This window comes from Pseudomonas sp. PDM22, from assembly GCF_014851965.1.
In the GTDB taxonomy this organism is placed as follows: Bacteria; Pseudomonadota; Gammaproteobacteria; order Pseudomonadales; family Pseudomonadaceae; genus Pseudomonas.
This window is the reverse complement of record NZ_JACVAR010000002.1, coordinates 452,770-468,755: the sequence shown is the minus strand read 5'-3', so window position 1 is coordinate 468,755 and position 15,986 is coordinate 452,770. Positions and strand designations below refer to the sequence as shown.

Here is a 15,986-nt window from a genome sequence, read left to right as displayed (position 1 = left end):
CTCGGGCAGGTTAGTTGAGGCCGGGCAGCTGGACTTTCGGCTTGATGTCTTCGGACGCCACTGCGGCCATCGGCGCGACCACGCCCTGGCTCTTGAGCAGTTCGCCCAGGGTGGCCTTGATGCGGTACTGGGTGAACAGCTCGGTGTACTTCAGGTCGACCAGGCGGCGCGAAGCGTTGAACAGTTCGTTCTCGCTGTCCAGCAGGTCGAGCAGGGTGCGCTCGCCGATGGTGAACTGCTTCTGGTAGGCCTCGCGCACACGGGTGCTGTAGTCCACATACTGGCGGGCGATCGGCAGCTGGTCACGGGCGTTGTTCAGGGCGTTCCAGGACAATCCGAGTTCCTCGTTCAACTGGCGCAGGGCGTTGTTGCGGATATCCAGGGCCTGGTTCGCCTCATAGGACTTGGCTTCCAGCTCGGCCTTGTTGCTGCCACCGGCGAACAGGTTGTAGCGCATGCGCAGCATGGCCTGCCATTCGTTGTTGTGGCCTTCTTCTCCGTCGAGGTTGTTATCGGCACCTCGGGAAAGTTCTGCATCGAATCTCGGATAGAAGGTCGATTTCGCAGCGTCGTACTGCTTCTCGGCGGCGGCCACGTCGGATTCTGCGGAGCGCAGGATCGGGCTGTTCTCGACCAGTTGGCGACGGGCGGCCTGCAGGTCTTCCGGCAGTTGGCCGACAAGCCCGGTGGGCTCGCTCAGCTCCACCGGGTCGCTGCCCACCACGCTGTAGTAGTTGGTGCGGGCGTCGGCCAGGTTGGTCTTCTCGGTCATCAGGTTGTTCTGCGCCTGGGCCAGACGGGCTTCGGCCTGGTCCTGGTCGGCGAGTCGGCCGACGCCACGGGAGCTGCGCAGGCTGATCTGGTCGTAGACGCGCTGGTGATTCTTCAGGTTGTCCTCGGCCAGGCGAACCATCTCCTGGCGACGCAGCACGTCGGTGTAGACCTGGGCGACGTCCAGCGCGGTGCGCTCGGAGGTACCCAGCAGCGCGTAGGCGCGGGAGTTGACGTTGGCCTGCTGGCGGCCGACTTCGCTGGAGGTGGCGAAGCCGTCGAACACCATCTGGCGCAGGGCGAGGTTGGATTCGCCACGGTTCAGCGTGTCCCAGTGGTCGCCTTGGCCACGGGTAGTGGTGTTGTCGGAGCCTTCACGGCCGTAACCGGCGGTCAGGTCGACGGACGGCAGGTAGCCACCTTTCGCAGCGCGCAGTTGCTTGTCCGCAGCGAGACGCGAGTTCACCCCGGCCTGGATTTCCGGGTGGTACTCCAGGGCCTTCTGCATGGCCTGGTTGAGGGTGTCGGCCTGCACCGGCAGAGCAACGGGAATGACGAAAGCCAGGGCGAAGGGCACGGCTTGAGCGAATCGCATGCGCATGAGGAAAACATCCTTATCAGTGAGATAGCCGCAGCGATTCGATTGCCGCTAGGGAGCGTCAAAAGACCGGCGAATGGCTGCAAGGAAAGCTTCAAAAAGCGTGATGAATTTCACGCTAAATTTTTTTGGGCGGACCACCGATATCAAAGTGACATCGATTTGCCAATTGTTTAGGATGGCAATCGAATGGTCAATACATTGGCATATACGTAATTTCGATACGCTATAAGCCAAAGGATTGACGCCAAACTTTTTGCTCTTAAAGACAAAGGAATGCCTCCTGAGCCGACCTCACCTGCGGCCGGTCGGCAACCAGGCAAGCCTCACCAGGAGAAGTGCATGAGCAGCGTCGTCGCCGTCGTAAAAAGCATCATCGGCCAAGTGATTGCGGTATCCCCCGAAGGCGCCCAGCGCGTCCTGGTCGAAGGTGACCGCATCTACCAGGGCGAGCAGCTGCTCACCGGCGCTTCCGGCGCGGTGACGCTCGACGTCGGCAAGGGCAAGCTGGTCGACCTGGGCCGCGACAGCCAGTGGAGCAGCGCCGACCTGCCGCAGGCCGAGACGCACCACGCCGCCGCGCAGCCGGTCAATGCACCGAGCACCGAAGACCTGCAGAAAGCCATCGCCGCCGGCCTCGACCCGACCCAGGCGCTGGCGCCCACCGCAGCGGGCCCGACTGCCGCGCCTTCGGCCGCTGGCGGCAATGGTGGCGTTGGCGGCGGCCACAGCTTCGTGGTGCTGGATGCTACCGCCGGCCGCGTCGACCCGAACATCGGCTACACCACCTCCGGCCTGGACAACGGCGGCGCTACCGGTGACGAGCGCCAGAACGAACTGCCGGCCAACCTTGCGCCGCAATTCGAAGACGGCGGCAACGGCGTGCTGAACCTCACCACCGCCGAAGACACCCTGCTCACCGGCGCCTTCTCCGCCCGCGACCCGAATGGCGACCTGATCTCCTACAGCGTCGGCCAGGCACCGGCCAACGGCCTGCTGGTGCTCAACCCCAACGGCACCTGGCAGTACAACCCCAACGGTGACTACAACGGCGCCGACAGCTTCACCGTGATCGTCACTGACAGCCGTGGCGCGTCCAGCACCCTGGTCGTAAACGTTGGCATCACCCCGGTGAACGACGCTCCGGTGGCCACGGGCACCTATACCAGTGCCATCACTGACACCGCCGCCAACGACAGCTTCGCCGACATCAAGGGCCAGCTGACCGCCACCGACGTCGACGACACCAACCTGACCTGGAGCGGCAGCGCCAAGGGCGCCTACGGCGAGCTGACCGTCAACGCCGACGGCAGCTACACCTACGTGGTTGACGCCAACGCGGTGAACGCCCTGCCGCTGGGTCAGAACCCGAGCGAGAGCTTCACCGTCACCGTCACCGATCCGTCCGGTGCCACCGACACCCGCGTCATCACCATCAACGTCCAGGGCGCCAACGACACCCCGGTCGCCCAGGATGGCCAGGCCAGCGGCAACGAAGACAGCGTGATCGGCGGCCAACTGGTAGCCACCGACCGCGACACCGGCAGCACCCTCACCTTCACCACCAACGGCAATCCGCCGGCGGGCTTCACCCTGAAGCCGGACGGCAGCTGGACCTTCGATGGCAAGGACCCGGCCTACCAGCACCTGGCCGAGGGCGAGACCCAGGTCGTGCAGGTGCCCTACACCGTCACCGATGAGCACGGCGCGACCAGCACCGCCACCCTCACCGTGACCCTGACCGGCACCAATGACGCGCCGGTCGCCCTGCCGGGCGCAGCCACCACCGAAGAAAACAGTGTGCTCAACAGCCAGGTCCCGGCCGCCTCCGACGTGGACGGCAACGTCGCCGGCTACCAGCTGACCACCGGTGTCGGCAACGGCAATGGCAACCTGACCTTCAACCCGGACGGCAGCTACAGCTTCAACCCCGGCAAGGACTTCGACAGCCTGGCCCAGGGCGAGACCCGTGACGTGACCTTCACCTACCAGGCGAAGGACAACAACGGCGCGCTGAGCGATCCGCAGACCATCACCATCACCGTTACCGGCACCAACGATGCGCCGGTAGCCCTGCCTGGCGCGGCCACCACCGAGGAGAACACCGTTCTCAACGGCCAGGTCCCGACCGCCACCGACGTCGACGGCAGCGTTGCCGGCTACCAGCTGACCACCGGTGTCGGCCAGGGCAACGGCAGCCTGACCTTCAATCCGGACGGCAGCTACAGCTTCAACCCCGGCAAGGACTTCGACAGCCTGGCGCAGGGCGAGACCCGCGACGTGACCTTCACCTACCAGGCGAAGGACAACAACGGCGCGCTGAGCGATCCGCAGACCATCACCATCACCGTCACCGGCACCAACGACGCTCCGGTCGCTTATGCCGACAGCGCCACCACCGAAGAAAACACCGTCTTCAACGGCCAGGTTCCGACAGCTTCCGACGTGGACGGCAGCATCGCCGGCTATCAGCTGACCACCGGCGTGGGCGCCAACAACGGCACCCTGACCTTCAATGCCGACGGCAGCTACAGCTTCAACCCCGGCAAGGACTTCGACGGCCTGGCCGAAGGCGAATCCCGCGACATAACCTTCACCTACCAGGCGAAGGACGACAACGGCGCCCTGAGCGATCCGCAGACCATCACCATCACCGTCACCGGCAGCAATGACGCGCCGGTCGCCAGCGCCACCACCGGCGCGGTGAAGGAAGATGCACAGATCAGCGGCCAACTCGCCGCCACCGACGCCGACAACGGCGCCAAGCTCAGCTACGCCCTGGACAAGGCCGCCCCGGCCGGCTTCAGCATCGACGCCGACGGCAAGTGGAGCTTCGATGCCAGCGGCAGCGAGTACCAGCACCTGAAGGCCGGCGCCACGCAGACCCTCAGCATCCCGTTCACCGTCACCGACGAGCACGGCGCCACCAGCTCCAGCAGCCTGACCATCACCATCACCGGCACCAACGATGCGCCGGTCGCCAACGCGGCGTCCGCCAAGGCCAGCGAAGACAAGTTCAGCTTCGGCAAACTGACCGCCAGCGACGTCGACGACGGCGCCAAGCTCAGCTTCAGCCTGAATGACAAGGCACCGGCCGGCTTCACCCTGTTCAAGGACGGCACCTGGGCCTTCAGCGGCCTCGACCCGGCCTACCAGAGCCTCGCCGCCGGCGAGACCAAGGTGCTGTCGATCGACTACACCGTCACCGACGAACACGGCGCCACCAGCAGCAACACCCTGACGCTGACCGTCACCGGCACCAACGACACGCCGATCGCCCTGCCCTCGCTGCTCAATGGCGTCAAGGAAGATGCGCAGATCAGCGGCGAGCTGAAGGCCATCGACGTCGACAACGGCGCGCAGCTCACCTACAGCCTGAACAAGGCCGCTCCGGCGGGCCTGACCCTGAACAGCGACGGCAAGTGGAGCTTCGACGCAAGCGATGCCGCCTACCAGCACCTGAAGGCCGGCGCGACCCAGCTCATCAGCGTGGGTTACACCGTCACCGACGAACACGGCGCCAGCACCCAGAGCGTGCTGGTGATCACCGTCACCGGCACCAACGATGCGCCCAAGGCCGACGCCGCGACGGCAGCCGCCAAGGAAGACGCCGTCAGCAAAGGCCAGCTCACCGCCACCGACGTGGACGATGGCGCCAAGCTGAGCTTCAGCGTTTCCGGCAACCCGCCGGCCGGCTTCACCCTGAAGACCGACGGCAGCTGGAGCTTCGACGGCAAGAACCCGGCCTACCAGTCCCTCGCCGAAGGCGAGACCAAGGACATCCAGGTCAAGTACATCGTCACCGACGAACACGGCGCCACCGACACCCAGACTCTGACCATCACCGTTACCGGCAGCAACGACCCGGCGGTGATCGGCGGCGTGGCCAGCGTGAATGTCAACGAGACCAACGCGCCGGTCACCACCGGCGGCCTGCTGACCGTCAGCGATGTCGACGGCCCGGCCAGCTTCCAGGCGCAGAGCAACGTCGCCGGCAAGTACGGCACCTTCAGCCTGGGCACCGATGGCACCTGGACCTACACCGCCAACGATGCCTACAACGAGCTCAAGCAGGACGAAAAACTGACCGACAGCTTCACCGTCAAGGCGACCGATGGCACCAGCGCCACGGTCACCGTGAACATCGTCGGCACCAACGATGCGCCGGTGGCATTCGGCGACAGCAAGACCACCGGCGAGAATGCGGCCTTCACCAGCCAGGTTCCGCTGGCGACCGATATCGACGGCAGCGTCGTCGGCTACGAACTGGCCACCGACGTCGGCCAGGGCCATGGCAGCCTGACCTTCAACGCCGACGGCAGCTACACCTTCGAGCCGGGCACCGACTTCGACCACCTGGCCGCCGGCGAAAGCCAGGACGTCACCTTCACCTACCAGGCGAAGGACGACAACGGCGCGCTGAGCGACCCGCAGACCATCACTATCACCGTCACCGGCAGCAACGACGCCGCGGTCATCAGCGGCCAGACCTCGGTCAGCGTCTACGAGACCAATGCACCGATCAGCACCAGCGGCCAGCTGGCCATCAGCGACGTCGACAGCCCGGAAACCTTCCAGGCGCAGAGCAACGTCGCCGGCAAGTACGGCACCTTCAACCTGGGCGCCGACGGCCAGTGGACCTACACCGCCAAGTCCGCCTACAACGAGCTGAAGGTCGGTGAAACCCTGGTCGACACCTTCGCCGTGAAAGCCGCAGACGGCACCGCCTCCAGCGTCACCGTGAACATCGTCGGCACCAACGACGCGCCTGTCGCCTACCCGGCCACCGCCAGCGCGGTCGAAGGCGGCATCAAGGACCCCGGCGTCGTGGCCGGCGCCACCGACGGCTCGTCCGTCACCCTGACCATCACCACCACCCAGCCGGGCGAGGCGGTCAGCTTCAACTGGAAGTTCAGCACCAACGACGAATCGGCCTTCAACGATTTCGCCTACGTGCAGGTCAACGGCCAGAAGGTGCAGCTGCTTTCCAGCGTGGCTCTGGTCGGCGACGGCGGCAGCTCGGGGCTGCAGACCTTCCAGCAGGTGTTCGACAAGCCGGGCACCTACACCATCGTCCTGGGCGTTTCCGATGCCGTCGACAAATCCGTCGACTCGACCCTCGTGCTGAGCAACCTGCCTTCGCAGGTGAGCGTCGGCAATGTGGTCGGCCAGGTCACCCACATCGGCAGCAACTGGACCCTGACCACCAGCGGCGCCAACAACACCACCCTGACCAACCAGCTCAAGCCGGTCAGCGAGATCACCGGCAAGCTGCAGGCCACCGACGTCGACCACGACGCCCAGCTGACCTTCAGCACCGCGCAGAACACCGCCGGCTTCACCCTGAAGTCCGACGGCAGCTGGCTGTTCGACGCCAAGAACCCGGCCTATGACCACCTCGCCCAGGGCGAGACGCAGACCCTGGCGATCAACTACACCGTCACCGACGAACACGGCGCCACCGGCACCAGCACCCTGACGCTCACCATCACCGGCACCAACGACGCACCGGTCGCCGGGGTGATGAAGGAAACCGTCTACGAAGACAGCAAGATCGGTGGCCAACTGGCCGGCAGCGATGTCGACGACAATGCCGTGCTGACCTTCGCCACCACCGGCAACCTGCCGGCGGGCTTCAGCAGCGACAGCAGCGGCAAGTGGAGCTTCGACGCCGGCAACGCGGCGTACCAGCACCTGGCCGTGGGCGCGACCCAGAACTTCACCGTCAACTACAGCGTCACCGACCAGTACGGCGCCAAGAGCAGCAGCACCCTGACCATCACCGTCATCGGCACCAACGATGCGCCGGTGGCCAAGGCCGCCAGCGCCTCGGTGAATGAAGACAAGATCAGCGGCGGCACGCTCACCGCCACCGACGTCGACGACGGCCACGCGCTGTACTTCAGCCTGAAGGACGCGGCGCCCAGCGGCTTCACCCTGAACGCCAACGGCACGTGGAGCTTCAACGGCAACCACGCCGACTACCAGAAGCTCGGCGCCGGTGAAACCCTCGAGCTGCAGGTCAAGTTCATCGTCACCGACGACAAGGGCGCCACCGACGAGAACGTCCTCACCCTGACCGTGACCGGCAGCAACGATGCCGCAGTCATCAGCGGGGCGAAGATCGTCAACGTCTACGAGACCAACGCGCCGATCACCACCAGCGGCAAGCTGGACGTCAGCGACGTCGACGGCCCGGATACCTTCCAGGCCCAGACCAATGTCGCCGGCAAGTACGGCACCTTCAACCTGGGCACCGACGGCACCTGGACCTACATCGCCAAGGACGCCTACAACGAGCTGAAGCCGGGCGAGTTGCTGACCGACACCTTCACCGTGAAGGCCGCCGACGGCACCAGTTCCAGCGTCACCGTGAACATCCTCGGCACCAACGATGCGCCCACCGCGTACGATGACAGCGTCACCATCGACGAGAACGGCCGCGTCAACGGCAAGGTACCGGCCGCCACCGATCCGGACGGCAGAGTCTCCAGCTACCAGCTGGTCACCGACGTCGGCCAGGGCAACGGCTCGCTGAACTTCAACTCCAGCGGCACCTACCACTTTGAGCCGGGCAGCGACTTCGACCACCTGGCCGCCGGCGAGAGCCAGGTCGTCACCTTCACCTACCAGGCGAAGGACAACAACGGCGCGCTGAGCGAACCCAAGACCATCACCATCACCGTCACCGGCAGCAATGACGCCGCCGTCATCAGCGGCGTGAAGTCCAGCAGCGTCAACGAGACCGACGCGCCGGTCAGCACCAGCGGCAAGCTCAACGTCAGCGACGTCGACAGCCCGGAAACCTTCCAGGCGCAGAGCAACGTGGCCGGCAAGTACGGCACCTTCAACCTCGGCACCGACGGCAACTGGACCTACGTCGCCAGCAGCGCCTACAACGAACTGAAGGTCGGCCAGACCCTGACCGACACCTTCACCGTGAAGGCCGCCGACGGCACCAGCGCCACCGTGACCGTCAACATCGTCGGCACCAACGATGCGCCGGTAGCCTTCGACGGCGTCGCGGCCACCGGGGAGAACACCGTCTACAGCGGCCAGGTTCCGACCGCCACCGATGTCGACGGCACCATCGCCAGCTACCAGCTCGCCACCAACGTCGCCGCCGGCAAGGGCACCCTGACCTTCAACGCCAACGGCAGCTACAGCTTCAACCCGGGTAGCGCCTTCGATCACCTGGCTGCCGGCCAGAGCGAAACCGTGTCCTTCACCTACCAGGCCAAGGACAACAACGGCGCGCTGAGCGATCCGAAGACCATCACCATCACCGTCAACGGCTCCAACGACGCGCCGGTCGCCTACGCCGACAGCAAGACCACCGAAGAGAACACCGTTCTCAACGGCCAGGTTCCGACCGCTACCGACGTCGACGGCACCGTTGCCGGCTACCAGCTGACCACCAGCGTGGCCGCTGGCAAAGGCACCCTGACCTTCAACACCGACGGCAGCTACAGCTTCAATCCGGGCACCGCCTTCGACCACCTGGCCGCCGGCCAGAACGAAGCCGTGACCTTCACCTACCAGGCGAAGGACAACAATGGCGCACTGAGCGATCCGAAGACCGTCACCATCACCGTAACCGGCACCAACGACGCGGCGGTGATCACCGGCCAGACCACCGGCAGCGCCGACGAAACCAACGCCCCGGTCACCATCGCCGGCAAGCTGGACATCAGCGATGTCGACGGCCCAGCCAGCTTCCAGGTGCAGAGCAACACCGCCGGCACCCTCGGCAAGTTCAGCATCGCTGCTGACGGCACCTGGAGCTACGTCACCAACGAGGCCTACAACGAACTGAAGGACGGCGAGCACCGCAGCGAGTCCTTCACCGTCCTGGCTGCCGACGGCACCAGCACCAGCGTCACCGTGACCCTCATCGGCACCAACGACGCGCCGGTCGCCTACGCCGACAGTCAGACCACCGAGGAGAACAGCGTTCTCAACGGCCAGGTTCCGACCGCCACCGACGTAGACGGCAGCGTCGCCAGCTACCAGCTGACCACCAGCGTGGCCGCTGGCAAAGGCACCCTGACCTTCAACAGCGACGGCAGCTACAGCTTCAACCCGGGCGCCGCCTTCGATCACCTGGCCGCCGGCCAGAGCGAAGCCGTGACCTTCACCTACCAGGCGAAGGACAACAATGGCGCGCTGAGCGATCCGCAGACCATCACCATCACCGTTACCGGCAGCAACGACGCAGCCGTCATCGGCGGCCTGTCCACGGCCAACGTGTACGAGACCGACGCCCCGGTCACCACCAATGGCCAGCTGAGCATCAGTGACGTCGACAGCCCGGAAAGCTTCCAGGCACAGAGCAGCACCGGCAAGTACGGCACCTTCAACCTCGGCAGCGACGGCGCCTGGGTCTACACCGCCAAAGAGGCCTACAACGAGCTGAAGGACGGCCAGACCCTGACCGACACCTTCACCGTGAAGGCCTTCGACGGCACCAGCAGCACCGTCACCGTGAACATCGTCGGCACCAACGACAAGCCGGTGGCGTTTGCCGACACCGTCAGTACCGACGAAAACGCCGTGTTCAACGGGCAGGTGCCGGTCGCCACCGATATCGACGGCACCGTTGCCAGCTACCAGCTCACCACCAACGTGGCTGCTGGCAAAGGCACCCTGACCTTCAACAGCGACGGCAGCTACAGCTTCAACCCGGGCGCCGCCTTCGATCACCTGGCCGCCGGCCAGAGCGAAGCCGTGACCTTCACCTACCAGGCGAAGGACAACAACGGCGCGCTGAGCACCCCGCAGACAGTCACCATCACCGTCACCGGCAGCAACGACGCGGCGGTGATCACCGGCCAGAACAGCGGCAACGCCGATGAAACCGACGCCCCGGTCACCATTGGCGGCAAGCTGAATGTCACCGATGTCGACGGCCCGGCCAGCTTCCAGGCGCAGACCAACACCGCCGGCACCAACGGCAAGTTCAGCATCGCCACCGATGGCACCTGGACCTACGTCGCCAACTCCGCCTTCAACGAACTGAAGGCCGGCGAACACCTCGTCGAGACCTTCGTCGTGAAAGCGGCCGACGGCACCAGCACCAACGTGACCGTCACCATCAACGGCACCAACGATGCGCCGGTGGCCTACGCCGACACCCAGACCACCGGCGAGAACGCCGTGTTCCAGGGTCAGGTTCCGGTCGCCACCGACGTCGACGGCACCATCGCCAGCTACCAGCTGGCCACCGGTATCGGCGGCGGCAAGGGCACGCTGACCTTCAACAGCGACGGCAGCTACACCTTCAACCCGGGTACCGCCTTCGACTACCTGGCGGCGGGCCAGACCCAGGACGTCACCTTCACCTACCAGGCGAAGGACAACAACGGCGCCCTGAGCGATCCGAAGACCGTCACCATCACCGTCACCGGCACCAACGACGCGGCGGTGATCACCGGCCAGAACAGCGGCAGCGCCGACGAAACCAACGCCCCAGTCACCATCGGCGGGAAGCTGATCGTCAACGATGTCGACAGCCCGGCGGTCTTCCAGACCCAGACCAACACCGTCGGCACCAACGGCAAGTTCAGCATCGCCGCTGACGGCACCTGGACCTACGTGGCCAACTCCGCCTTCAACGAACTGAAGGCCGGCGAACACCTCGTCGAGACCTTCGTCGTGAAAGCCGCCGACGGCACCAGCACCAATGTGACCGTCACCATCAACGGCACCAACGATGCGCCGGTTGCCTACGCCGACACCCAGAGCACCGGCGAGAACACCGTGCTCCAGGGCCAGGTTCCGGTGGCGACCGACGTCGACGGCACCATCGCCAGCTACCAGCTCGTCACCAACGTGGCGGCCGGCAAAGGCACCCTGACGTTCAACGCCAACGGCAGCTACACCTTCAATTCAGGCACGGCCTTCGATCACCTGGCCGCCGGCGCTCACGAACTGGTGACCTTCACCTACCAGGCGAAGGACAACAACGGCGCCCTGAGCGATCCGAAAACCATCACCATCGACGTCACCGGCACCAATGACCGTCCGGTTGCGGCCGACGGCACCGCGTCGACCGGAGAGAACACCGTTCTCCAGGGCCAGGTCCCGGTCGCCACCGATATCGATGGCACCGTGGTCGGCTACCAGCTGGCCACCGATGTCGCGCAGGGCAAGGGCAGCCTGGTCTTCAACGCCAACGGCAGCTACACCTTCACGCCGGGTACCGCCTTCGACCACCTGGCCGCTGGCCAGAGCGAAACCGTCACCTTCACCTACCAGGCGAAGGACAACGACGGCGCGCTCAGCGATCCGAAGACCATCACCATCACCGTCAACGGCAGCAACGACGCTCCCAACGGCGCCGACAACACCATCACCCTGAACGAAGACAGCAGCCGCAGCTTCAGCGCCGCCGACTTCGGCTTCAGCGACGTGGACGCCGGCGACACCCTGAGTGGCGTGCGTATCGACAGCCTGCCCACCAACGGCACGCTGAAGTTCAACGGCAGCGCCGTGACCGCAGGCCAGGTGATCGACTCCGCCGACCTCGGCAAGCTGGTGTTCACCCCGGCCGCCAATGCCAACGGCAACAACTACGCCAACTTCACCTTCTCGGTGAAGGACAGCAGCAACACCTACGACACCACGCCGAACAAGATCACCTTCAACGTGACACCGGTGAACGATGCCCCGGTGGCGGTGAACGACAACTTCACCCTCAGCGGCCTGAAGGGCAACTACTGGGGCTACAACGAAGGCCCCGATGGCACTAACCTGACCAGTCTGAGCCAGGTAACCAGCTTCATGGCCGGGCACAACCCCAGCGCCACCTTCACCTCCACCACGCTGAACTACAACCTCAGCGGCGGTGACCTGGGCGGCGACGGCAACCTGCAGAAGTTCCTCGGCAACGATGCGAAGAGCCTCAACACCGATCCGGCGAACACCTCCGACGCGATCATCCAGCTGACCGGCGCGATCAACCTCAACGCCGGCAGCTACCAGCTGCGGGTCAACGCCGACGATGGCTTCAGCATCAAGATCGACGGCGTGGAAGTCTTCAAGTACGACAACATCCAGAGCCCGACAGGCCGTGAATCGGCGGTGTTCACCATCGCCCAGAGCGGTAGCCACAGCATCGAGATCGTCTACTGGGATCAGGGCGGCCAGGCCCAGCTGCAGGTGGAGATGCGCCCGCAGAACGGCACCTACACCACCGTCGGCGGCACCTCGCTGACCCACACCGTGGGCGAGTTGGTGACCAACGAGGACACCGCGCTGACCATCGCTCCGCAGACCCTGCTGGGCAATGACAGCGACGTGGACGGCGACAGCCTGACCATCGTCAGCGTTCAGGGCGCGGTCAACGGCAGCGTGAAGCTCGAGGGCGGCAACGTCGTCTTCACCCCGGCCAAGGACTTCAACGGCAGCGGCAGCTTCACCTACACCATCAGCGACGGCCACGGCGGCACCAGCACCGCCACGGTCACCGTGGGCGTCAATGCGGTGAACGATGCGCCGGAAGCCAAGAACGACCAGCAGACCACCGGCGAGAACAACACGTACAACGGCCAGGTCCCAGCGGCTACCGACATCGACAGCGCGGTCAACCCCAACGGCTATGCCCTGGTACAGAGCGTGGGCGCCGGCAACGGCACCCTCACCTTCAACGCCAACGGCAGCTACGAGTTCAATCCGGGCACCGACTTCGACTCGCTGAACGTCGGCGAATCGCGCCAGGTGACCTTCACCTACACCGCCAAGGACGCCCAGGGTGCAGTCAGCGCACCGGCCACCGTGACCATCACCGTGACCGGCAGCAACGACCTGCCCACCGCCACCGACAGCACCGTGACCCTGAACGAGGACGGCAAGCGCAGCTTCAGCGCCAGCGACTTCGGCTTCAGCGACAAGGACGCCGGCGACGCACTCAAGGCGATCCGCATCGACAACCTGCCCACCGCCGGCAGCCTGACCCTCAATGGCCAGTCGGTGACTGCCGGCCAGGTGATCGCCGTCAGCCTGCTCGCCAGCCTGGTCTACACCCCGGTGGCCAACGCCGCGGGCAATGCCTATGCGACCCTGAAGTTCTCGGTGCAGGACAGCCACGACGGCTTCTCCAGCTCGTCCAGCACCCTGACCTTCAACGTCACCCCGGTGAACGATGCGCCCCTGTCGGCGGATGGTTCGGCCAGCGTCTACGCCGGCAAGACCTACACCTTCGGCACCAAGGACTTCGCCTTCAGCGACACCGCCGACTCCGCCAACGGCCAGAACCACAGCCTGCAGAACATCCTGATCAAGGCCCTGCCGGACTCCGGCACCCTGCTGCTCAACGGCACCGCCGTGAAGGCCGGCCAGGCCATCAGCGCCAGCGATGTGGCTGGCGGCAAGCTGACCTTCGTACCCGACGCTTCAGGTTCCAACGCGCACTTCAGCTTCGCCGTGCAGGACAGCGGTGGCGTGGCCAACGGCGGCGTCGACACATCGCCGACCTACGGTTTTGACATCCACGTCGGCCAGGTGCAGATCCCCGGCACCACTCCCAACGGTGACAACACCCTCACCGGCGGCTCGGGGGACGACGTGATCCTCGGCGACGTAGGCGGCATGCTCACCACCACCCAGCCGGGTACCAACTACAACATCGCCCTGGTGGTCGATACCTCCGGCAGCATGGCCTACAACCTTGCTGGCAACAGCGGTGCGGCCTACGCCGACTCGCGGATGAAACTGATCAAGGATGCACTGATCAACCTGGCCAACGAGCTCAAGGGCCACGATGGCGTGATCAACATTACCCTGATCGGCTTCTCCGCCTCCGCCAGCATCAAAGTCACCGTCGCCGACCTGAACAACGGCAACGTCGACCAACTGATCAACGCCATCGGCAAGACCCAGAACACCGGCCTGCAGGCCGACGGCGGCACCAACTACCAGTCGGCCTTCGAGCAGGCGGTCACCTGGTTCAACGGCCAGAAGAACGGCTATCAGAACCTCACGCTGTTCCTCACCGACGGTGACCCGACGTACTCGAAGAACTACGGTAACGGCAACAGCACCAGCGACAACATCGTCGCCGAGTCCGCACAGTCCTTTGCCGGCCTGAGCGGTATCAGCGATGTGCGGGCAATCGGTATCGGCACCGGCGTCAACGCCGACATCCTCAAGTACTTCGATAACACCAAGGTTACTGGGACCGGCACCATCAACCTGGGCAATACCACCACTGTTCTCGCCAACTTCGACAACAACAGCGGCACTGGCATCGCCAAGGTCGACAACTGGAGCAAGACCGGTACCGGCTCGATCTCCCGCACCAACAGCGAGCTGAAGATCACCGACGCCTACGGTGGCGCCGCAACCAAGGCCAGCAGCCCGGAGTTCAACGTCAACGGAAACAACCTGGGCAAGCTGAGCTTCGACTATCGCACCGGCGAATTCGGCAGCGGCGACAGCTTCGCCTGGAGCCTGATGAAGAAAGTGGTCGCGGCCAACGGCGCGGTCAGCTGGGAACTCGTCGACAGCGGCTCCCGCACCAGCTCGGACAGTGCCACCATCACCAGCAAGACCCTGGTCGACGGCATCTACAAACTGGAGTTCTCGGCCAATGACAACAGTACCCACTGGCTCTGGGGCAGCTCCGATGTCGACGTCCGCATCGACAACATCACGGTCGTGAGCCCCAACGTGGTGACCGCCCCGACCGGCCAGGTAGATATCGTCAAGCAGGCCAGCGACCTCACGGCCGCCCTGCACGGCGGCTCCAGCAGCTCCGAGCTGGCGCCCTCGGGCCACGACACCATCAACGGTGGCGCGGGCGACGACATCATCTTCGGTGACACCATCAACACCGACAACCTGCCCTGGGGCGTCAACGGCAACCCGGCCAAACCGGCCGACATGCCGGCGGGCTCGGGCGTCAGCGCGCTGTCGGCGTTCCTCGAACTGAAGAATGGCCATACGGCGACCACCGAGGAGATGTACAGCTACATCAAGGCCAACCACGCGACCTTCAACGTCGAGGGCGATACCCGTGGCGGCAACGACCACCTGTATGGCGGCGATGGCAACGACATCCTCTACGGCCAGGGCGGCAACGACTTCCTGTTCGGCGAGAATGGCAACGACATCCTCTTCGGCGGCACCGGTGACGACCAGCTCACCGGCGGCAAGGGCAACGACATCCTCACCGGCGGTGCGGGTGCCGACACCTTCATCTGGAAGGCCGGCGATATCGGCAACGACACCATCACCGACTTCAAGGCCGGTGAAGGCGACCGCATCGACATCAGCGACCTGCTGCCGGAGACCGCGCACAACGACATCCTCAGCTACCTGAAGGTGGACACCACGACCTCGACCCTGCAGGTGAGCACCACAGGGCAGATCAACAACGGCGGGGCCGCGGACGTCACCATCAAGCTGAGCGGGGTCGACCTCTCCGCCTACGGCTCGACCTCCACCGAGATCGTCAACAAGCTGGTGGCGGGTTCCGACCCGGTGGTCAAGACTGAGCATCACTGATCCAAGGTTGCCGCCAGGCTTCCAAAAGGTCAGGCTCTGACACGACGACAGCGGGGCTACCCTTCGGGGTGGCTCCGCTGTCGTTCCTTCACATCACGAGAAATGGGGACGG

The 15,986-nt window shown here is 65.0% G+C and carries 2 protein-coding genes; one reads left to right on the top strand and one right to left on the bottom strand.

Going from position 1 to position 15,986, the window contains the following annotated elements:
• Positions 1 to 10: 10 nt before the first annotated feature.
• Positions 11 to 1,372, bottom strand: a complete 1,362-nt coding sequence (locus tag IB255_RS07740; RefSeq protein WP_045209747.1) for a TolC family outer membrane protein — start codon at positions 1,370 to 1,372, stop codon at positions 11 to 13.
• Between the two features lie 339 nt (positions 1,373 to 1,711).
• Between IB255_RS07740 and IB255_RS07735 the strand changes: the two genes are divergently transcribed.
• Complete coding sequence (locus IB255_RS07735; protein WP_192210019.1) at positions 1,712 to 15,874, top strand: retention module-containing protein; 14,163 nt, start codon at positions 1,712 to 1,714, stop codon at positions 15,872 to 15,874.
• Positions 15,875 to 15,986 lie beyond the last annotated feature (112 nt).